General features: G+C 63.3%; 21 protein-coding genes and 1 pseudogene. 12 read left to right on the forward strand and 10 right to left on the reverse strand.

Going from position 1 to position 18,998, the window contains the following annotated elements; all coding sequences use genetic code 11:
- Positions 1–88: 88 nt before the first annotated feature.
- The 7 genes from VE26_RS07225 to VE26_RS17415 all read left to right on the forward strand — a co-directional run bounded on the left by VE26_RS07225 (position 89) and on the right by VE26_RS17415 (position 9,593).
- Positions 89–805 carry an isochorismatase family protein gene (locus VE26_RS07225; protein ID WP_046104350.1) on the forward strand — a complete coding sequence of 239 codons (717 nt, stop codon included), beginning with the start codon at positions 89–91 and terminating at the stop codon, positions 803–805.
- Positions 806–873: 68 nt separating this feature from the next.
- Complete coding sequence (locus VE26_RS07230; protein WP_084620095.1) at positions 874–2,415, forward strand: ABC transporter substrate-binding protein; 1,542 nt, start codon at positions 874–876, stop codon at positions 2,413–2,415.
- A gap of 12 nt (positions 2,416–2,427) precedes the next feature.
- Positions 2,428–3,375 (forward strand): ABC transporter permease, encoded by a 948-nt coding sequence (locus VE26_RS07235; protein ID WP_046104352.1) that lies wholly within the window; start codon positions 2,428–2,430, stop codon positions 3,373–3,375.
- Between the two features lie 12 nt (positions 3,376–3,387).
- Positions 3,388–4,278 carry an ABC transporter permease gene (locus tag VE26_RS07240; protein ID WP_052715742.1) on the forward strand — a complete coding sequence of 297 codons (891 nt, stop codon included), beginning with the start codon at positions 3,388–3,390 and terminating at the stop codon, positions 4,276–4,278.
- A 17-nt stretch (positions 4,279–4,295) separates the two neighbouring features.
- The gene (locus VE26_RS07245; RefSeq protein ID WP_046104353.1) at positions 4,296–6,275 is read left to right on the forward strand and encodes a dipeptide ABC transporter ATP-binding protein; all 1,980 of its coding nucleotides are present in this window, start codon (positions 4,296–4,298) and stop codon (positions 6,273–6,275) included.
- Positions 6,265–7,527 (forward strand): MFS transporter, encoded by a 1,263-nt coding sequence (locus VE26_RS07250; RefSeq protein WP_046104354.1) that lies wholly within the window; start codon positions 6,265–6,267, stop codon positions 7,525–7,527. Before VE26_RS07245 ends, VE26_RS07250 begins: the two co-directional genes overlap by 11 nt.
- A 50-nt stretch (positions 7,528–7,577) precedes the next feature.
- Positions 7,578–9,593, forward strand: coding sequence for an MFS transporter (locus VE26_RS17415; RefSeq protein WP_084620098.1), 2,016 nt, complete (start codon positions 7,578–7,580; stop codon positions 9,591–9,593).
- Between the two features lie 59 nt (positions 9,594–9,652).
- On the opposite strand, the gene VE26_RS07260 is transcribed toward VE26_RS17415, so the two are convergent.
- From VE26_RS07260 to VE26_RS07280, 5 genes are all read right to left on the reverse strand, one after another.
- Positions 9,653–10,144: a hypothetical protein gene (locus VE26_RS07260; protein ID WP_046104355.1), complete on the reverse strand. Its 492-nt coding sequence runs from the start codon at positions 10,142–10,144 to the stop codon at positions 9,653–9,655.
- A 118-nt stretch (positions 10,145–10,262) separates the two neighbouring features.
- A complete protein-coding gene (gene greA / locus VE26_RS07265) occupies positions 10,263–10,745 on the reverse strand; it encodes a transcription elongation factor GreA (protein ID WP_046104356.1) in 483 nt (160 codons plus the stop codon).
- 66 nt (positions 10,746–10,811) lie between these two features.
- Positions 10,812–11,045 (reverse strand): hypothetical protein, encoded by a 234-nt coding sequence (locus VE26_RS07270; RefSeq protein ID WP_152658750.1) that lies wholly within the window; start codon positions 11,043–11,045, stop codon positions 10,812–10,814.
- A gap of 69 nt (positions 11,046–11,114) precedes the next feature.
- Positions 11,115–11,831: a DnaJ domain-containing protein gene (locus VE26_RS07275; protein ID WP_046104358.1), complete on the reverse strand. Its 717-nt coding sequence runs from the start codon at positions 11,829–11,831 to the stop codon at positions 11,115–11,117.
- Complete coding sequence (locus VE26_RS07280) at positions 11,828–12,550, reverse strand: hypothetical protein (protein ID WP_046104359.1); 723 nt, start codon at positions 12,548–12,550, stop codon at positions 11,828–11,830. The genes VE26_RS07275 and VE26_RS07280 overlap by 4 nt, the downstream gene beginning before the upstream one ends.
- A gap of 122 nt (positions 12,551–12,672) precedes the next feature.
- Between VE26_RS07280 and VE26_RS07285 the strand changes: the two genes are divergently transcribed.
- Positions 12,673–13,896, forward strand: a complete 1,224-nt coding sequence (locus tag VE26_RS07285) for an MFS transporter (protein WP_046104360.1) — start codon at positions 12,673–12,675, stop codon at positions 13,894–13,896.
- 3 nt (positions 13,897–13,899) lie between these two features.
- On the opposite strand, the gene VE26_RS07290 is transcribed toward VE26_RS07285, so the two are convergent.
- Both VE26_RS07290 and VE26_RS07295 read right to left on the reverse strand, forming a co-directional pair.
- A complete protein-coding gene (locus tag VE26_RS07290; protein ID WP_046104361.1) occupies positions 13,900–15,249 on the reverse strand; it encodes an MFS transporter in 1,350 nt (449 codons plus the stop codon).
- 149 nt (positions 15,250–15,398) lie between these two features.
- Positions 15,399–15,788 carry a VOC family protein gene (locus tag VE26_RS07295; protein ID WP_046104362.1) on the reverse strand — a complete coding sequence of 130 codons (390 nt, stop codon included), beginning with the start codon at positions 15,786–15,788 and terminating at the stop codon, positions 15,399–15,401.
- Here VE26_RS07295 and VE26_RS18490 point away from each other — a divergent pair.
- Positions 15,787–16,110: a DUF2934 domain-containing protein gene (locus VE26_RS18490; protein WP_244465644.1), complete on the forward strand. Its 324-nt coding sequence runs from the start codon at positions 15,787–15,789 to the stop codon at positions 16,108–16,110. The genes VE26_RS07295 and VE26_RS18490 overlap by 2 nt on opposite strands.
- Positions 16,111–16,122: 12 nt before the next feature.
- Here the strand turns inward: VE26_RS18490 and VE26_RS17085 are convergent, their stop codons facing one another.
- A complete protein-coding gene (locus VE26_RS17085; protein ID WP_152658751.1) occupies positions 16,123–16,410 on the reverse strand; it encodes a hypothetical protein in 288 nt (95 codons plus the stop codon).
- Positions 16,411–16,534: 124 nt separating this feature from the next.
- On the opposite strand from VE26_RS17085, the pseudogene VE26_RS07305 reads away from it, so the two are divergent.
- Positions 16,535–17,119: pseudogene (locus VE26_RS07305) on the forward strand (5'-methylthioadenosine/S-adenosylhomocysteine nucleosidase).
- Between the two features lie 5 nt (positions 17,120–17,124).
- On the opposite strand, the gene VE26_RS07310 reads toward VE26_RS07305, so the two are convergent.
- Complete coding sequence (locus VE26_RS07310; protein WP_046104363.1) at positions 17,125–17,448, reverse strand: hypothetical protein; 324 nt, start codon at positions 17,446–17,448, stop codon at positions 17,125–17,127.
- Between the two features lie 110 nt (positions 17,449–17,558).
- On the opposite strand from VE26_RS07310, the gene VE26_RS07315 reads away from it, so the two are divergent.
- Positions 17,559–17,876: a hypothetical protein gene (locus VE26_RS07315; RefSeq protein ID WP_046104364.1), complete on the forward strand. Its 318-nt coding sequence runs from the start codon at positions 17,559–17,561 to the stop codon at positions 17,874–17,876.
- Positions 17,877–17,967: 91 nt separating this feature from the next.
- Positions 17,968–18,441, forward strand: a complete 474-nt coding sequence (locus tag VE26_RS07320; protein ID WP_052715744.1) for a cell wall hydrolase — start codon at positions 17,968–17,970, stop codon at positions 18,439–18,441.
- Positions 18,442–18,451: 10 nt separating this feature from the next.
- Here VE26_RS07320 and VE26_RS07325 read toward each other — a convergent pair whose 3' ends face one another.
- Positions 18,452–18,994 (reverse strand): DUF2076 domain-containing protein, encoded by a 543-nt coding sequence (locus tag VE26_RS07325; protein WP_046104365.1) that lies wholly within the window; start codon positions 18,992–18,994, stop codon positions 18,452–18,454.
- Positions 18,995–18,998: the final 4 nt, after the last annotated feature.

Here is an 18,998-nt window from a genome sequence, read left to right on the forward strand (position 1 = left end):
CTTGAAACCAACCTCAATGCCAATACTCTAGTCAATGTTTGAAGTTGCACATTAATTGTGCACATCGCATTTGACACAGGAGACGGGCATGCACGGTTGGGAGCGTTTCTTTTCGGAGCGGGACAAGGAGCACGACAAGCATTGGGGCAAGAAGGAGCTGTTCGGCTTCGGCGAAAAGCCGGCCCTGGTGCTCATCGACATGTACTACAGCGTGGTTGGCCTGACCCGCGAACCGATCTTTGAATCGATGAAGACTTGGCCCGGCTCCATGGGCCTCGAAGGTTGGGCTGCCGTCGACAAGACCGCCGAATTGCTGGCCGTAGCCCGCGAAACCGGCGTGCCGGTCGTCCATATCAAGGGCCTCAACACCGGGATCAAGCCTTGGATTCACCGTAAGCGCGGTCCGTCGAGCCTGTCGGCCGAAATGCGCCTCAAGGGCGAGCAGATTTGCGACGAGGTGGCGCCGATTGCCGGCGAAGTCGTGATCGAAAAGACCGCGCCGAGCGCATTCCAGGGCACCCCGCTCAGCTTCCATCTGACCTCGATGGGCATCGATACCGTCATCATGTGCGGCGAGAGCACCAGCGGCTGCGTCCGCGCCAGCGCCGTCGACGCCGCGACCAATCGCTACCGCGTCGGCGTGATCTCGGACTGCGTCTATGACCGTACCGAGGCGTCCCACTTCATGAACCTCTACGACATGCATCAGAAATATGCCGACGTCGTGGATGCGGAAGCGGCCAAGGCTTACTTCCGCAAGCTGGGCGGCGCTGTCGAGCCCGCAATCACTCGCATGGCCAGCTGAACGGCATTGTGCCGCTCCCTTCGCAGGGGGCGGCCGTCGCGTGCAAAGACCTCCCAGGGGACATCAGAATGACTGGCAAATTTCACAAACTGCTCGGAATGGGCATGACGGCCCTCGTGGCGCTGTCCATGAGCACGGCGATCGCGCCCTCGGCCATGGCGCAGGAAAAGACGCTGACCATCCGGTTCTACGACGATCCGGCCGGGTTCGATCCCGCCAACATCTTCCGCATCGAGAACGAGAACATCGCCTTCAACATCTTCTCCGGGCTGACGACCTATGACGGGGAAACCGGCGAGATCGTTCCCGACCTCGCGACCTCCTGGGAAACCACCGACAACAAGACCTGGACCTTTAAGCTGCGCGAAGGCGTGCAGTTCCAGAAGGGCTATGGCGAGATGACCGCTGCCGACGTCATCTACAGCTTCAACCGCATCAAGGACCCGCAAACCGCTTCGCCCTACGCTGCCGAGCTCGAAGGCATCGTCAGCATGGAGGCGCCCGACCCCTACACTCTGATCATCGAGCTCGACGCGCCGAACGGGAATTTCCTGCATACGGTGGCCAATTATCACCAGGGCCAGATCGTCAGCCAGAAAGCCATTGAGGAAGCCGCCGATCAGGTGCGCTGGCAGCCCGTGGGCACGGGCCCCTATTACCTCGACAGCATCGATGTCAGCTCCCGGATCGTGCTCAAGCGGCACGAGGATTATTACAAGGGTCCCGCCCCGATCGAGACGCTGGTCTTCAACATCATCAAGGACGAGGCCACCGCCACCATCGCCCTGCGCAATGGCGAAGTCGACCTGATGATGCGCGCCAATCAGGAAGAAAACCTGGCGACGCTCGAAGCTGCAGGCTTCACCATGAATTCGGTGATGGATTATGCCGTGGCGCTGATGGTGCTCAACACCGAGTTCGAGCCCTTTGCCGATCCGCGGGTCCGCCAAGCCGTCGCTCACGCCGTCGATTTCGAAGCGATCAGCCAGGCTATCGCGCCCAGCCTGCAGCAGGCCTACCATTCCATGCTGATGCCCTGGATGGCCGTCTATACCGATGACATCCCCAAATACACCTACGACCCAGAGCGCGCCCAGGCCTTGCTGGAGGAAGCCGGCTACCCCGATGGCTTTACCTTCAAGAACCTATCGACCTCCGCACAGGGCGTGACCGAGGTCCAGCAGTTCCAGATCGACTACCTCAGCCAGGTAGGGATCAATATGGAAATGGAACTGGTCGACACCCCGACCTTCAACCAGCGGCGCAATGCGGGCGAGTTCGACACCGCGACCCGTCTCCTGCCGGCGGTTAATCCGGACATGATCCTGTTCAGCTTCCTGCACCCGGACAATCTCGTTCCCAATGGCCTCAACGGCGCCCGCTACGACAATCCCGAGGTGACGAGCCTGCTTGAGGCGGCACGCGCCGAACCTGACGCCGACACGGCCCTCGATCTCTACACCCAGGTCCAGCAGATCGTCGCCGGGGACCTGCCCTACATCCCGATGTACGCCAACAACGTCTATTGGCCGGGCAAGCCGGAAGTCACGGGCGTGCATATCAACTACCTCGCCCAGGTCGACTTCTGGTCCGTCGACATCACCGAATAGGGAGCGCTGGTCATGGTCGAATATGCCGCAAAGAAAGCCCTCCAGATGTTCGTGACCGTTCTGGGCGTGGTGACGCTGGTCTTCTTCACGCTGCGGCTGATCCCCGGCGATGCGGCCTCGGCCATGGCTGGCGACACCCTCTCGGGCGAAGCGCTGGAACGGCTCCGCGCACAGCTGGGGCTCGATGAGCCCCTGCCCCTGCAATATCTGGGTTATCTGCAAAGTCTCGCCCTGGGTGACCTGGGCGAGACCATCACAACCCGCATTCCCATAGCGGACCTCCTCTTTCGCGCCCTGCCGATCACGCTGTCCATCGCACTGGCGACGATCGTCGTGGCCGTCCTGCTGTCCATTCCGCTGGGCACGCTGGCCGCGTTCATGGTGCACAAGGGACGGCGCTGGCTCGACAACGCGCTGACCGGTGCAGCCATGCTCATCGACCTCATGCCTCCATTCTGGACGGCATTGGTCCTGCTCCTCATCTTCTCGCTCGGCCTGGGCTGGTTCCCGGCATCGGGACAATTGAATTGGAACGACCCCGGCAGCGTCGCCCTGCGCCTCGCGCTTCCGGTCATCGTGCTGTCGCTGTCTCAGGTTGCCACCCTGGCGCGCATCACCCGCACGGCTGTCCTCGATGTGCTGAACGAGGACTATGTCCGCACCGCGCGCTCCCTTGGCTGGTCGGAACTGCGTGTGCTGTTTCGCCATGCGCTCAAGAACGCCGCGCTGCCCATCGCCACGGTGGTCGGCCTCAGCTTCGGCAACCTGCTGGGCGGCACGGTGATCGTCGAGTTCATCTTCACCATTCCCGGCGTCGGCAACCTGCTGATCACCGGCATCAACAGCCGCGACTACCAATTGGTGCAGACCCTGATCGTCGTCTACGCGCTGATCTTCGTGCTCATCAACTTCTCGACGGACCTGATCTACCGGGCCCTCGATCCCCGCGTGAAATTCTGAGGCACGAGCGACATGGCTGATCTTTCGCTTTCCCCCGTCTCCGTGCCCCGCACGGCCATTGCAACCACTCTGGGCAATATCTTCACCACAGGCGCCCTGTCCCATTCCAAGGTTCGCGTCGCGCTGCTGCTGTTGGTCCCGATCCTGCTGCTGACCGCCTTTGCCCCATTGCTCCCCATCCAGCGGCCGCTCGAGACCAATCTGCGCGCCATGATGCAGTTTCCCTCGCTCGAGCATCCCTTCGGCACCGACAAGATGGGTCGGGATATCCTCAGCCGCACACTGGCCGGCGTGCAGATTTCCTTGCTCGTCGGGGCGTCCGTGGCGGGCATCGCCCTGGTCTGCGGCATGGTGTTCGGCACCTTGGCAGGCTTTTATGGCGGCAAGGTCGACCGGGTCATCATGACCATTGTCGATATCTTCCTGGCCTTTCCCTCCCTGCTGCTGGCCATTGGCCTGGTCTCGGTGATGGGCACAGGCATTGTTCCGGTCATCCTCGCCATTTCGCTCTCGGATGTCCCCAGGTTCATTCGCCTGCAACGTTCCCAGGTTCTCAGCCTGCGCAGCCGCGCCTTCATCGATGCGGCCCGTACGGTCGACGCCTCTCAATACTGGCTGATGAGCCGTCACATCATGCCCAACACCATCGCCCCCATGCTTGTGGCAGCCAGCATCGCCGCTGCTAACGCAATCCTGATCGAGGCCAGCCTCAGCTTCCTCGGCCTCGGCATCATGCCGCCGGCCCCATCGCTGGGCAATATCGTGCGCGACGGTCAGACCTATCTCGAACAGGCCTGGTGGATTTCCACCCTGCCGGGCGTGGTGATCCTCATCATCACCATCGGACTTCACTTCCTGTCGGACGGGGTGCGCGAGCTGCTCGATCCGCGGGCACGCCGCTAACGCTCGGGAGAACGACAATGAACTATCAGGCTCGTCTCGCCAACACGACCGCCATCACGGCCCAGACCCTGCTCGAAGTGCGCAATTTGCGCACCCAGTTCCAGACCCGGGCGGGCAATGTCACTGCGGTGGATGGCGTTTCCTTCACCATCGAGCGCGGCGAACGTGTGGCCGTCGTAGGCGAAAGCGGCTCCGGCAAGAGTGCCATGGCCATGTCCATCCTGCGCCTCCTCGCCCATCCCGGGCGGGTGGTCGGCGGCGAGGTCATTCTGGAAGGCCGCGACATCAACCAGCTCAACGAGCGCCAGCTCAATGCCATTCGCGGCAGGCTGGTGGGCACGGTCTTTCAGGATCCGATGTCGTCCCTCGATCCGGTGATGCGCGTCAGCAAGCAGATGGTCGAGCCGATCATGCGCAATCTCGGCCTTCGCAAGGACGAGGCGCGGGCCGAAGCCATCAAATGGCTGGGCAAGGTCGGCATTCCCGCCCCTGAACGGCGGATCGACGCCTTTCCTTTCGAGATGAGCGGCGGGATGCGTCAGCGCGTGATGATCGCCATGGCCCTGTCCTCGCAGCCCAAGCTGGTCATTGCCGACGAACCGACCACGGCACTCGATGTCACCATCCAGGCGCAGATCGTCGAGGTCCTCAAGAACCTCACGGCAGAAGCCGGCGCAGCCATGCTGTTCATTACCCACGATCTGGGCCTCGTGGCGCGCTTTGCCCACAAGGTGGCGGTCATGTATGCTGGCCGCATCGTGGAATTCGGCCGGGTCGAGGATATCTTCGCCAATCCCTGCCACCCCTATACGCAGAGTTTGCTCGGCACGATCCCCAATGTCGGCCTCGGCCGTGAGAAACGCCTGCCGCAGATCCCCGGCCTGCCGCCCGATATGCGCCTGCCCATTGTCGGCTGTGCCTTCAAGGATCGCTGCGCTGCCGTGCACGACCGCTGCCTCACCGAGGCGCCTGTGCTCAGCGATCGCGGCCTCGAACACGATGCCGCCTGCTGGCGCCCCAAGGGCATGGCCGGCATCGAGGGGCTCGGCGCAGATCTCCCCGACCGCATTTGCCCGCCGCTCTCCGATGGTGAGCCCGTCGTGGTCGAACTCAACCAGCTCCGCAAGCAGTTCAACACCTCACGGAAAATGGTGGTCAATGCCGTCAACGGCGTCAACCTGCGCGTTCACCGCGGCGAAACGCTGGGCATTGTGGGTGAAAGCGGTTGCGGCAAGAGCACGGTCGCACGCCTCCTGCTCGGCCTCGAAAAGCCGACATCGGGCGATATCTTCATCTCTGGCCTCGCGCAGATGGTCTTTCAGGACCCGGCCTCGTCCTTCAACCCAAAGATGACCATCGGCGACATCGTGGAAGAGCCGCTGGTGGTCAAGGCTCAGGGCAGCAGGGCGGAGCGCGCCGAGAAAGTACGCCAGCTCATCGCCCAGGTGGGGCTCGACCCCAGCCATGCCGACCGCTATCCGCATCAGATGAGCGGCGGCCAGCGGCAGCGCGTGGCCGTGGCGCGAGCGCTGGCCCTCAATCCCTCCGTGGTCGTCGCCGACGAGCCCACTTCCGCGCTTGACGTGTCGGTGCGAGCCCAGATCATCAACCTTCTCGTCGATCTCAAGCAGGACCTCGGCGTCAGCTTCGTCTTCATCTCCCATGACCTTTTGACGGTCCGCTACATCTCCGATCGGATCGCCGTCATGTATCTGGGCGAGGTCGTCGAATATGGCCCGGCCGAGGAAGTCTTTTCCAACCCGCGCCATCCCTACACGCGTGCCTTGATCGACGCCGTGCCCGTGCCCGATCCGGCCCTCGAGGCGCGCCGCGTCAACGTGCCTTTGCAGGGTGAATTGCCCAGCCCGCTCGATTTGCCGTTCGGCTGCGGCTTCGCCTCGCGCTGCCCTCTGGCCACCGACCTGTGCCGAACCGACAAGCCGGCGCTTCCCACTCATGACCGCGCCAGACAGGTGGCCTGCCATTATGTCGACTGAACCAGCCAGTGCCGCCACCACCGTGAAGTTTGCCCGTTTCGGCATCTTCGGCGGCGGCGTCTTCTTCACCATCAACGGCCTCGCCCAGCCCTTCTTCTCGCTTTACGCCACCGAACTGGGCGCCTCGACCTTCGCCGTGGGCATGATGGTGACCCTCAAGGCGCTCCTGCCCATCATCATCGCCATGCCGACCGGACAATTGATCGACTCCATCGGCCCGATGAAGATGCTCAAGTTCGGCTCCTATTTCCTGCTGGCCTCCTTGGCTTGCACGGTGCTCGCCACAGAGTTCTGGGTGCTTGCGCTTTCGCAGGTACTGATCGGGGCTGCCATCATCATCATGGCGTCCTCGTTCCAGGTCCTCGTCTCCCACGGTGACCGCGACAGCCGAAACCATGCCATCAAGAGCTATTCGATGTGGATGTCGGCCGGCGGCATGCTCGGACCTATTCTCGGCGGGCTGGTGGCCTCCGCTTTCGCCGTGCCCACAGACGGCTATCGTGGCGCCTTCATCGCCTCGCTGCTTGCCTGCCTCGCCTTCATGGCGGTCTTGTTCGCCCTGAGCCGGGTCTACCCGCACCCCCAGCACCGGGTCAGGGTCCGCGAAGTGTTCAGCCCCTCGGGGATTGTCACCAGTTACAAGCGCGGCATCAGTCTGGCGGGCGCCCGCCCTGTCCAGTTCGGCCTCACCGCCACATTCCTCGTGATGTACATCCAGGCCATGTACATGAGCTTCCTGCCGCTCTACCTGGCTCAGAACGGCTTCAGCACCATGGTGATCTCGCTGACCATTTCGGTTCATGCTCTCACCGCCATGTTGTCCCGCTTCGCACTGAACTGGCTGATGAAGCGCTATTCTCTTGAATGGATTCTGCTCTCGGCCGGCACGATCGCCGCCATCGGCGTTGTGCTGACGCCCTTGGCCGTGCTGTCGCCGGTGACCATGATGGCGCTCGTGGGCGTCATTGGCGCGGCTATCGGCGTCAACCTGCCGGTCAGCATTATGATCATGGTGGACGCGGTCGGCCAGAGCGAGCGCGGCAAGCTGATGGGCCTGCGCCTTTTGGCCAACCGCTTCTCCCAGGTTCTCAGCCCGGCCATGTTCGGCATTCTCGGTCAGCTGTTCGGGCTGACAATCGCCTTCTACAGCGGCGGCGCCATGCTGGTTGCCACCCTGATCGGCTTTTCCGCCTACACCAAAAGCCGGGGCCCGCTGCGGGCGCCTGAACCGCCCGTCGAACCGGCCGAGTAATCCACCATGCCCTTGCCCCTCACCGACGCGCCCTTGACGGAGGGTCGCGCATGAACGCGATCGACCTGCCGCCCGCCAGCTGGCGCGAAATCCTGCGCAAGATGCCCTACCTGCCGGTCGTGCTGCTGGCCGTCGCCGCGCACATGATGCTGTTCGGCATGCTGACGCCGGTCATGGCCGTCTATGCCCAGACCTATGGCGCACCGGACTGGGCCATAGGCCTCATGATCACAGTATTCGCCGCCGGGCGCCTCGCGGCCGACATTCCCGCCGGAACGCTGGCCCACCGCACGGGCCTCAAGCCGCTTCTGGGCATCGGCCTCCTGCTCTGCTCGCTGGGCGCCATCATGGCAGCGCTGGCACCGGACTATATCTTTGCCCTTGTCGGCCGCACCCTGCAGGGTATCGGTTCGGGCCTCTTCATGACTGCCACCATGATCTATGTGGCCCAAAAGAGTGACCGCCGCTCGCGGGGCAAGGTCATGTCGCTCTATCAGGGCGCGGTTCTGGTGGGCGGCGCCTTCGGGCCCAGCGTCGGCGGCCTCGCCGCGAGTCTCTTCGGCCTCAATGGCCCTTTCTACCTCGCCGCTCTGATCGGGTTGGTCTCCGGTGCCCTGCCTCTAGTTCTGTTCCAGGATACGGAGGTCCCCGAGGAGGATCATGGTCACCCGGACGCGGGAACCTGGTCACTTCTGCTCATCCTGCCCTTTGCCTGCGTGCTCCTCGCCAATTTCGCCTTCTTCCTGACCCGCACGGCCGGGCAATGGCAGATGATCCCCCTGCTCGCCACCGAGCAATTTGCCATCGATCCAGGCAATCTCGGGCTCGCCATGTCTCTTTCGGCCGTCGCCAATCTCGTGGCGCTGCCCATGGCGGCCTGGCTCGTCGACCATGTCTCGCGGCCAGCGACCATCGTGGCATCCCTCCTGGCGACGGCCCTGTCGCTGGCGGGCATAGCGGCGGCGCCGACCCCCGAAACGCTCTATGCCGGAATGATCGCTATCGGTCTTGCCGTAGGCATCGGCGGCCCTGCAATTGCCGCTTATGCCGTCGACGTCACCCCTGCACACCGGCAAGGGCCGGCCATGGGTGTCCTACGCTTCGCCGGTGATTTCGGCTATCTCGTCGGCCCCATCAGCATCGGCGCCTTCGCCGATTTTTCCGGCATCGGCTATGGCGGCGGGCTTGTCGTCAACGCGCTGCTGCTGGTGGCCTGCGGCGCCGTCTTCCTCGTGGCGCGCAATCGCCTCTCGCGTCCCGCACCATCCCAAACCTTTTCACCCCCCGTCCAACCAAGGAGAGCGACCATGACTGAACGTGTATGGGACAAGTATCTGAGCGAAGAAGACAAGGCGGTATTCGCCGCTTCCGGCTTCGGCACGCTGGCCGATTGGGGCAAGCGCCCTGCGCTTCTGGTCATCGACGTCAATTATGCCTTCTGCGACGAGAAGCCCGTTCCGATCCTGGAAAGCATAAAGAAGTGGCGCACCTCCTGCGGCGAATATGCCTGGGAAGCCATGCCGGTACTCGAAAAGCTCATCGCCGCCTGCCATGGCAAGGGTATCCCGGTCATCTACACGACCGGCATCCAGCGTGCCGATAAATGGGACGCCGGGTCATGGTCGTGGAAAAGCGCACGGCGCGCCGAAGAGCCGGCGCAGGTTACTCAGGCCGGCATCGACGGCAATGAGATCGTCGCTGAAATCGCGCCCGGCCCGCGCGACATCGTCATCCACAAGCAAAAGCCCTCGGGTTTTGCCGGAACGCCGATGATGTCCTATCTGCAGCTGCTCGGCTGCGACAGTGTCATCGTCACCGGTACGACCACCTCCGGCTGTGTGCGGGCAACCGTGCTCGACGCCTTCTCGCTCAACTACCGGGTCACCGTGGTTGAGGATGGCTGCTTTGACCGCGCGCAGGCCAACCACGCCATCAATCTGTGCGACATGCATGCCAAATACGCCAATGTCATGCCGAGCGGCGAAGTGCTGGACCACATCGATACGCTCAGCCAGGGCATGTATGATCTCCCCTCCGGCGCGGGAATGCAGCAGGCCGCCGAATAGACGTCTCCATCTGGCCACTCACGCCGTCGCCCTGGGGGCGGCGGCGGCTTGGCACGCCCTTAGCCGCACTCACCCAGCACGCGGGCAATGGTCGATTTCGACCCCTTGGCGCCAAAGGCATTGGCATCGATGGCCTCGACGCCGCTGGCCGTCGAGCGCACGAAGGCCACCTGCATGTTATCCATGGCGTTCTGGGCGATCCGGGCCCATTGCCGGGCAACCGGCCCGCGCACGACCACTGAGCTGCCGTCGAGATGGACGAGCGGCATGTCCTGGGCAAAACTGACATTGCCCGACCGCGCTATCGCGCTGCCCGACGCTGTATCGGGCGCAATGGCGACACTGATGGCATTGGCATTGGCCAGGCTTGCATCGGGCTTGCGCACCCAAAAGCCCATGGCCAGCGCTCCTCCGCGACAAGCGAACTGGAATTGCGCATCGCCATTGTCGAACCAGGCAATGGGAGTCTTGCCGCCCTCGTAACGCCATTGGTCGGCGAGTGCCGGGCTGGCGCAAAGAGCGAGGGTGGCGGCAAGAAGAACGATTTTCATGATGGGTCGGTCCGCAGAAATCAGAGCCTCAGCGGAGCGCGAAATTGGCTAACAAAGTGTTTCTGCGATGCGCCATGACGGCAAGGTGATGCGAAATCCCCAGAGCCGCTTGGCCGTCCTAGGCGATGGAGAGGATTTCAACCTCTTGCCCACCGACATCGGCGACGTCACCCGCCTGCTTCCCCATCAGGGCCCGCGCCACGGGCGAGGCAAACGAGATCGAGCCCGATTTTGGTTCGGCCTCGTCTTCGCCCACGATCTGGTAGGTCTGGACACGCCCGTCCTCGCGCTCGAAGGTGACGACGCTCCCGAACGCCACGGCGTCATTTCCCTCTGGCGGCGGCAAGACCTGCGCCGTGCGCAGCCTTTCGGCCAAATATCGCATGTCGCGAAATGGGTTGGCGGCCTGTCGTCGTCGTTCGTTGACATCCTCTATCGTCATGGCGAGGTCATAAGCCCGTTGCGCGGCGTCCATCTGTGCCTGCAGGGCTGACAGTCCATTGGCCGTAACGAGATTGGGGCCGCCCGGAACCGGCCGATCAGGCAGCATGGTTTCCGACGCCGTTTCAGCACTGTCTTCCTTGGTGAATGCGACGCTCACCGCCCTGATTCTCCGCTCATGCCCAGACCCAGGCAACACTCATGAGGTTCAACGTTTCCCTGCGCCTTAGGCTGCATCGGCGCAAGTGTCGCCTGGCTCACTTTCGTCCGCCTGCTCGCGCTCCTCAAGGCAGGCGCACTGCGCCTCGAAGCGCTCCCGCTCATCCGCTGTCAGCTTGTCGCCCGACACCAGAAGCTCGAGCTGCGCCCGGCACAATTGCGATTCTGGGGCCGCGCTCTGTGCCAGCGCCGCTGGAATTGCACAAAAACCGAGAAGGGCCCTGACCATTATCTGTTTCAACGTTTCGCTCCGATTCCGTTTCATCGCTCTTCAAGGCCGACAAAGCGATGAAACGATGACCGAGGAACCCTAGCCGCGCGCCACGCGCTCGAGCAGCAGGTCCCGCGCTTCGTTGATCTTGGCGGCGAGAAATTCGGAGCCGCCGCGATCCGGATGCACGCCTTTCATGAGCTCGCGGTGCGCCGCCTTGATCTCGTCGACACCCGCACCGGGTTTGAGGCCGAGCACCGCATAGGCCTCCGAAACAGGATCGCGACCACCCTGAGCGGCTGGCTCCTGCTCTTCGTGAAAGTCCTGGCCGGCGAAATATTCCCGCCAGCCGGCACGGTTGGTATCGAGCCAGCTTTCGAGCAGGTTGACGCTCTCGGCATCACCGGAAATCTCCGCGATCAACAGGCGCGTATCCGCTTCGCCCAGATCCAGCAGGTCCCATCCGGCAAACTGTCCGTCGACGACCCGGCCGGACAATTCACCCGTATCGTGATCGAGCTCCATGGCCAGGTATCGGCTGCGCACCTTGGACACATTGCCGCCGCCACCCGTGACACTATCGAACGAAAATTGTCCGATCCGGCCACGCAGCAGCACCGAGGTGGCCACCGCGCCCATGATCATGGCAATGTCGATGCGCCGGAACAAAAGTGCCGCAGCCGCAATCAGCCCCGCGAATCCCCCCACCAGCCAGCGCAGGCTGCGCATCAGCACCCGACGGTCCATCCTGCGCGCCAGCTGCACCAGCCAGAGCACGGCAAGAAGGCCCAGGCCTCCCAGGAAAATCCAGCTCATCGCCCCTCGATCTGCGCCAGAAGCGCCTTGGCCTGCCCATTCTGCTGCAGGCGCAGATGTGCGCTGCCGCCACTGGCATAGGCGGCCACTGCGCGCAGCAGCTCTGCCAGCTGGCCGGGGGCGGAATTGTCGAAGCGGGCATAGGCCCCCTTGGTCAGCCGCGCAAATTCTCGAAACGCGGCTTCTACCCGCGCGTCCCGCCCTTCCTGAAACACGAAGATCGGCAGGCCCAGCAGGCCCAGTTCTCCCGCCTTGGCGCAGAGCGCGTCGACGTCTTCCTCGATGGCGTCACCCACATAGACCATGGCATTGATCCGTCGCCTCTGGTGCTCGTCCCGCGCATGAGCCAGCACCCGGCCGATCTGCGTATTGCCGCCCTGGCAGGCGATGCCCGACATCAGCCGCGCCAGCGCAGAGGCATCGGCCACCCATTTGGAGGCCCGACACTCGCCGAGCCCCCGAAAATAAAGCAACTGCACCTGCAGATGCGCGTCCTTGGGAATAGCCTCGAACATGCCTGCCTGCAGCGACACGGCCATGTCCCAGGTCGGCTGGCGGCTCATGGTTGCGTCCATGGCGAACAGCAGACGCCCATCGCCTGCCGCGTTCGGCCGCGCCAGCTTGCCCACCTTGCTCACAAATGCCGCGATCTCGTCACGCACCGCCCCTTGAGGCTGCACGACGCCGTCCTGTCGGGTCGTCGGATTCTTGTTGGTCATACAGCGAATATGTGGGCGCGCATCGCCAGGGGCAAGGGACACACGAAATTCTGCTTGTCAGGGTCGAAAACCAGGCGCCTCATCCGTCGATCAGGAGCAATCCTGCTAAGGGGACCTACAACATGCAAAGGCATTATGGTTGGGTGATTGTCGCCGCCGGCGCCTTGATCACCTGTTTGGCAATGGGCGCCATGTTCGCCCTGCCCGTCTATCTGCAACCCATTTCGGACCAGACCGGCTGGACCAGGGCCGGCATTTCGGGCGCCATGATGGTCGGCTTCGTCGTCATGGGCGTCGCAGGCTTCCTGTGGGGCACGCTGACCGATCGCATTGGCGCCAGGCCTGTCGTGCTCATCGCCGCCTGTCTGCTTGGCCTGGGTCTCTTCATCGCGAGCCGCGCGGAGAACCTTCTGGTCTTCCAATTCGCCTATGGCGGGCTGGTGGGCGCCTCGGGTGGCGCCTTTTTCGCCCCGCTCATCGCCACCACTCTGGGCTGGTTCGACCGTCACCGCAGCCTCGCCGTTTCGCTGGTCTCCCTGGGCGGCGGTGTCGCGCCCATGACCATCACCCCGCTGGCGACCGTGCTGATCGAGACTTTCGGCTGGCGCGACGCCATGATGATGACCGCCCTTGCCGCAACCTGTCTCATTGTGCCGGCAGCCTTTCTTATCCGCCGCGCCCCGCAGGCGCTCGAGGAACGTCCGACACCTGCCAGCGACGTATTACCCGCCGAAAAGCCGCCGACCAGTATCGGCGCCATTTTCCGCACCCCGCAATTCATTGTCCTCGCTGCTGTGTTTTTCCTGTGCTGCGGCGCCCATTCCGGCCCCATCTTCCACACGGTCAGCTATGCCATGCTCTGCGGCGCGTCCGCCTTGGCCGCGGCCAGCATCTATAGCGTCGAAGGTCTTGCCGGCCTGTTCGGACGCGTCGCCTTCGGCCTCCTGGCCGACCGTATCGGGGTCAAGCGGGTCATCGTTGGCGGCTTGCTGCTGCAGGCCGTCGGCATCTACTGCTACATCTATGTGAGCGAGCTGAGCCACTTCTACCTGCTCGCCGTGATGCTGGGCCTGGTCTATGGCGGCGTCATGCCGCTCTATTCCGTCCTCGCCCGCGACTATTTGGGGCCCGGTGTCATGGGTACGGTTCTGGGCGGCATTACCATGACGTCGTCCATCGGCATGGCCTTCGGCCCGGTCGGCGGCGGCTGGATATTCGATACTTTCGGAGATTATCACTGGCTTTATGTGGCTTCGGCCGCAATCGGCGTGGGTGCTGCGGCCCTGGCCCTGGCTTTCCCGCCCAGGACGACGACGGTCACACCGGCCTCCGCCCTCCCCGCCTGAGGGTCAGGCGGGGCTGGCCAAAGCGGCCCCGCCATCGGCGCCATCATCATCCTTGCCGGCTGCATAGGCCGCCGACAATTGCCGGTAATAGCGGGAATTGAACGCCAGGATGGTGACGACGACACCCACAAGTCCGGCAATGGTGAACACCAGCGCTATGCCCCGTTCCGGCCCGGTGCCGAACCAGCCGCCGATTGCATCGGCCCCGGCGCCATCCGTCATGAAAGGAATGACCACGAACTGGGTCAACGGCCCGATCAGGAACGCCGTCAGCGGTGACGCCGATTGTTCGACCGACTGCGCAAAGCCGAACACACGCCCCTGCCGCTCCAGCGGCACCACCTTCTGCAGCGTCGTGTGCTCGGCCGCCTCCGCATAGGGGCCCAGCAGCATCCAGACGAAACAGCCAATGGCCAGGAGCCAGATGGAGGACTGGATGGTGAACACGCAGCAGACCGACCAGGTGATGAGGTTGACCATCAGCAGCGTCCGCAAGGGGTTCTTTCCCAGCCCGGTCTTGGAAATGATGATGCCACTGGCGATGAAGGCGGTGGAGAGCACGCCGAACAACAGGCCCCAAACCTCCACCGAAACCAGCGAAAGCCCATAGGCATCGAGCAGCGCCATGAAGATGCCGCCCAGGAAATTGTTGAAGCAGGCAAAGAAGATCAGCGCGAACAGCCCCGGCACGGCGGCGATGACCCGGATGGTTCCGGCTATATCGACGCGCTTGGGCGGTTCGGGCGCATCCGCTGCTGGCTCGGGGCGTCCCTCGTCGATGGACACCGTCAGCAGATGCACGAGCGCCAGCGCGCTGGCGGCAAGCGCCAGGCCCAGCACACCCAGCATGCCGGTATAAGCAACCAGAAAACCCGAGATCACCGATGTGGTGAGAAAGCCGATGCCGCTGACCATGCCCACAAGGCCATTTGCCTTGTCCCGTTCCGGTTCCGGAATGAGAATGGTCACCAGTGTCGGCAGGGCGATCGACCGGATATTGCCTGCAATCACCCCGAGCATCACCACCAGCACGAAAACCCAGAGATAGGGCCCGAAGGGGTCGGTGAAAGCGCCCTCCGGCTCCAGCAAAAGCAGAACCAGGCTGAGGCCGTAAAACAACGCCGAAACCAGGCTCGATCCCATCATGCTGAGCTTCTTGCCGTTATGGTCGACGATGGAGCCGAACCAGAAGCCGCATGCCGCGGTGAAGATGAGATAGACGCCGGCCACCATGCCCGTCGCAAAGACCGACTGCGTCTCCAGGAAAATCCAGAACGTGATGGCGAACCACACCGTGAAATTGGTGACATTGGCCACGAGGTTGTTGAGCAGGATCTGGTGGAATGGCTTCATGGGATTTCTCCGCGCAGGCCGCCGTCTCGACGCTGCGCCTCGTTGACTTTACAACCTGCCGCTACCGCCTGACGAGACCTGTCAGCATCCCCCGCTTAGAGGTCAATGGCCGGGCGCTACGGCGACTTCTGACGCCCGACCGGCCTTCGTCATCTTGGTTCGGGCAGCACCTGCGCCAATTCCCAAACATGGCCCGCCGGATCGGCAAAGGCCGCCGTGCGCCGGCCCCAGGGCCGGTTGACCGGCCCATTCAGCAGGAACACACCCTGCTCGCCCAGCCGCGCACATTCGGCATCGACATCGTCCACCCTGATGGTGAGCAACATGCGGGGGCCATTGCCGCCCGGCTTGATCGGCGCCACCAGTTCGGGCGCCTGACTGTCGAGCAGCAGGTTGATCATGGTTCCGGCAAATCCGAACACCGCCGAGACATCGTCGGCATGCACCATATCCACGGCAAATACCTTCTCATAAAAGGCGCGTGCCGCGTCGATATCGGGAACGAAAAGCGTGACGAACTCGAAATGGGACAATGCCATGGCCTGGACCTCTCTTGTTTGTCTCGACGACGGACGACAGACCCCGCTTTCGACGCGCCTCGACAACAATTCGAGCCGCGCCGGTCGCGACCTTTACCGATCATCAACCCTGTGCGCGCAGGCTGCCGCCGCATTGTATCGAGGAAAAGAGATGAACGAAGAGATCGAGCGTCGCGCTTATGCGCTTTGGGAACAGGATGGGCGCCCCCATGGCCAGGATCAGGCCTATTGGTTCAAGGCTGCAGACGAAGTGGCCGCAGCGGCAGCCGCCACGATCAAGCCGGTGCGCAAGCGTGCCGCCCGCACCAGGAAGGCAGCCTGAACCCTGCGGCGTCTACCAGCTTCGCGGCCAGTAGACGTCGTCACGAAAGTCCGTCGGGGCCGAAGACATGCCCGAAAGTGCCCGAGCCGCCAGATCGATCTGCTGGCACATTTGATGTATCCGCGCGGGGATCGGTTCGCCGGTCACATATTCACGCAACCGCCACTCGTCCAGACCCAGGCACGCCTTGCGTCGCCGCGCTTCGGCCTCGATCTCGAGCGGGTGTACGGCCCGCCCACCATTGCGAGCACTGCCTGGCTCGCTCCATTCCCGGTTTTCATTTACGACTGCAAAACGCATCTTTGTCGCCTGTCGGGTCTTCCGCCTTCTGCGGTGCCCCATCGTCGAATATAACCATTATCGGTTACCGAACCGCAAATGAGGCCGGGCTCTCCGGCAGAGCCCGCACCGACGAGGGGCCATTATGTCGATCCTTTATCTTATGGCTGCTGCGGCCGAATATGGACCTCACCTGCGAACCCGCATCGATCCGGTGATGATCGGCGTCGGTCCGGTCGAGGCCGCCATCAACACAACGCTCGCCCTGGCGGAGCGACGGTCCAGCCTTCCTGGCCTTGTTGTGTCGCTGGGCTCGGCCGGCTCACGCAGCCTCGATCATTGCGGCGTCTATCAGGCGGTGTCCGTCGCCTATCGGGATATGGACGCCTCCGCCCTGGGATTTCCGCGCGGCATCACGCCGTTTCTCGACCTGCCCGCCACGCTCCCGCTCGAACCCCTTCTGCCGGGACTGGTCCCCGCAAGCCTGTCGACCGGAGCCAATGTGGTCTCGGGATCGGCCTATGAGACCATCGACGAAGATATGGTCGATATGGAAACTTACGCCATTCTGCGCGCCTGTCAGGCTTTCGGCGTACCCCTGCTGGCTCTGAGGGGCATTTCCGATGGCAAGGCCGACCTGGCGTAGCTCTCGGACTGGACGGAATATCTGCATGTCATCGACGAGAAGCTGGCCTTGGCAGTCGACATCGTCGAGCGCACTCATCGCTGAACGCCTTAGTGCGGCGCCTTCTTGCGGTCGCGGCGCGAGCGCTGCCAGCTCGTCCACTTGCGCGAACCACGCAGGATCGCCATGTTCACCGGGGCCTGCAGGAAAATAAGGTCCACCGCCAGCAGCAAAAGGCCAAGCGGCAGCATCCAGATGCCGAGCACCGGCAAGAAGCTGAAGACGCCGCCCAGCACGAGCAGGATACCGAGCGGGATGCGTACCCATCGGGCCTGCGGCCGTCGAAGACGGGCTAGCCAGTTCGCCGCCAGAGCCGGAATTTTCCGCTCCAGCTTGTCGAACAACCGATTCAGCCTCTGCGCGCTTTTGCTCATCGAGCATTTCTCCAACACAAGAATTAAATGGCTGGCGGACTGCGGCAGATCAAGGGCAATCGGAACCCGGACCGAACATATTTCGTTGTCCGGCAAACACGGAGCGTCCCATGTCCCTAGATCACGTCCTTTCCACTCTCGGCCTTGCCCCCCGCAATCCCAACAGCCTCGAAGCCCGTATCGAGGAATTGCAGCGCGATATGCGCAAGATTGGTCGTCGCCTGTCGAGCCGCGCCGAACACACTGCCGACGATTGGGGCGACCACCTTTCCGAGTTCGGCCGCGAAGCTGCCAAGCAGAGCCGTTACCTGGCCGAGGCTGCTGGCACCCAGGCCTGGCGCAGCGCCCGCGCTGTCCGCCGTGATCCCCTGCCGCTGATCGCTGCGGTCGGCACCGTTTATCTCCTGGCGCGGCTCATCCGAAAATAAGGGTTCGTTTACCCTTCGGCTGAGGCTTTCCTTAAGCCTACTGGCGCATTTTCAGGTGCAGAGACATCTTTGTCACAGCCCGGACTTGCCCATGCCCCGCACAGCTCGCGCTTTCGCGCGCTTCGCCATTCTCGCTCTTGCAGCCACCAGTCTTGGTGGCTGTTCCTTTCTGGGCATGAACTTTGCGTTCAACCGGATGAGCGAGAAGGAATGCATGATGCGCGCAATGTATTTCGAGTCCAACCGCTCGAGCGCCGAAGGCATGCTTGCCGTCGGTACTGTGGTGATGAACCGTGTCGGCGATCCGCGCTATCCGAAATCGGTCTGCGAAGTCGTCGGCCAGAAAAACCAGTTCGCCCAGGGCGTGCTCAGCAAACCCATGACCGATAGTGGTGCCGTTCTGGCATCCCAGGTCGCTGACCAGGTGCTGCGCGGCTCCCGCCATCCGGGCGTCCAGAACGCCCAGCATTTCCATACGGCGGGCTTGCGCTTCCCCTACAACAACATGTTCTACGTCCTCGAAGCCGGCGGCAACGAGTTCTACGAGAAGCGCACCGTTCGCTGAGGCGCAGCGGCTAGAAGTCGCCGCCGATATCGAATCCGCCGCCCCAGTCGTCGCCGCCACCGTCCAGCCCTTCCTCGGGCCCCGCATCTTCAGGCGCGGCCGGCTCCATCTCGGCGGCTTCCACAGGCGTACTGAACATGCCGGCAATGGCCGATCCCAGCAACACGCCGCCGGTCACACCCAATGCGGTCTGCGCAGCGCCCGCGAGGAACCCGCCCTGCGCCGGACGATCCCAGGGCCCGGCGCGTCGAGCCGGTTCCTGCCGTTCCTGTCGCTGTGGCCTGTCGCCGCCGCCAAAGATCGAGCCCAAAAATCCGCCACCGGCGTTTTCGGCCCGCTCCTCCAGCGCCGCAATGCGCTCTTGCTGCTCCCGCAGGGCAGCTTCCTGGACGACAATGGTTTGGGCCATGTAATAGGCCGCTTCCGGATGCGCGCTGAGACGCTGCCGGATCAACTCTTCCGCGTCCGCATCCCGCGGCGCCGAATTGCGCGCCACATTGCCGAGCCGCTCGAACAGATCCTCGATGGCGCGCTGGTCTTCGGGTCTTAACATGGCT

The organism is Devosia chinhatensis, assembly GCF_000969445.1.
In the GTDB taxonomy this organism is placed as follows: domain Bacteria; phylum Pseudomonadota; class Alphaproteobacteria; order Rhizobiales; family Devosiaceae; genus Devosia; species Devosia chinhatensis.

What these genes read in the sequence shown, in the direction of transcription:
- VE26_RS07225 (WP_046104350.1), top strand. Translation starts at nt 89, where the DNA reads ATGCACGGTTGGGAGCGTTTCTTTTCGGAGCGGGACAAGGAGCACGAC.
- VE26_RS07230 (WP_084620095.1), top strand. Translation starts at nt 874, where the DNA reads ATGACTGGCAAATTTCACAAACTGCTCGGAATGGGCATGACGGCCCTC.
- VE26_RS07235 (WP_046104352.1), top strand. Translation starts at nt 2,428, where the DNA reads ATGGTCGAATATGCCGCAAAGAAAGCCCTCCAGATGTTCGTGACCGTT.
- VE26_RS07240 (WP_052715742.1), top strand. Translation starts at nt 3,388, where the DNA reads ATGGCTGATCTTTCGCTTTCCCCCGTCTCCGTGCCCCGCACGGCCATT.
- VE26_RS07245 (WP_046104353.1), top strand. Translation starts at nt 4,296, where the DNA reads ATGAACTATCAGGCTCGTCTCGCCAACACGACCGCCATCACGGCCCAG.
- VE26_RS07250 (WP_046104354.1), top strand. Translation starts at nt 6,265, where the DNA reads ATGTCGACTGAACCAGCCAGTGCCGCCACCACCGTGAAGTTTGCCCGT.
- VE26_RS17415 (WP_084620098.1), top strand. Translation starts at nt 7,578, where the DNA reads ATGAACGCGATCGACCTGCCGCCCGCCAGCTGGCGCGAAATCCTGCGC.
- VE26_RS07260 (WP_046104355.1), bottom strand. Translation starts at nt 10,144, where the DNA reads ATGAAAATCGTTCTTCTTGCCGCCACCCTCGCTCTTTGCGCCAGCCCG.
- VE26_RS07275 (WP_046104358.1), bottom strand. Translation starts at nt 11,831, where the DNA reads ATGAGCTGGATTTTCCTGGGAGGCCTGGGCCTTCTTGCCGTGCTCTGG.
- VE26_RS07280 (WP_046104359.1), bottom strand. Translation starts at nt 12,550, where the DNA reads ATGACCAACAAGAATCCGACGACCCGACAGGACGGCGTCGTGCAGCCT.
- VE26_RS07285 (WP_046104360.1), top strand. Translation starts at nt 12,673, where the DNA reads ATGCAAAGGCATTATGGTTGGGTGATTGTCGCCGCCGGCGCCTTGATC.
- VE26_RS07290 (WP_046104361.1), bottom strand. Translation starts at nt 15,249, where the DNA reads ATGAAGCCATTCCACCAGATCCTGCTCAACAACCTCGTGGCCAATGTC.
- VE26_RS18490 (WP_244465644.1), top strand. Translation starts at nt 15,787, where the DNA reads ATGGCCTGGACCTCTCTTGTTTGTCTCGACGACGGACGACAGACCCCG.
- VE26_RS07295 (WP_046104362.1), bottom strand. Translation starts at nt 15,788, where the DNA reads ATGGCATTGTCCCATTTCGAGTTCGTCACGCTTTTCGTTCCCGATATC.
- VE26_RS17085 (WP_152658751.1), bottom strand. Translation starts at nt 16,410, where the DNA reads ATGCGTTTTGCAGTCGTAAATGAAAACCGGGAATGGAGCGAGCCAGGC.
- VE26_RS07310 (WP_046104363.1), bottom strand. Translation starts at nt 17,448, where the DNA reads ATGAGCAAAAGCGCGCAGAGGCTGAATCGGTTGTTCGACAAGCTGGAG.
- VE26_RS07315 (WP_046104364.1), top strand. Translation starts at nt 17,559, where the DNA reads ATGTCCCTAGATCACGTCCTTTCCACTCTCGGCCTTGCCCCCCGCAAT.
- VE26_RS07320 (WP_052715744.1), top strand. Translation starts at nt 17,968, where the DNA reads ATGCCCCGCACAGCTCGCGCTTTCGCGCGCTTCGCCATTCTCGCTCTT.
- VE26_RS07325 (WP_046104365.1), bottom strand. Translation starts at nt 18,994, where the DNA reads ATGTTAAGACCCGAAGACCAGCGCGCCATCGAGGATCTGTTCGAGCGG.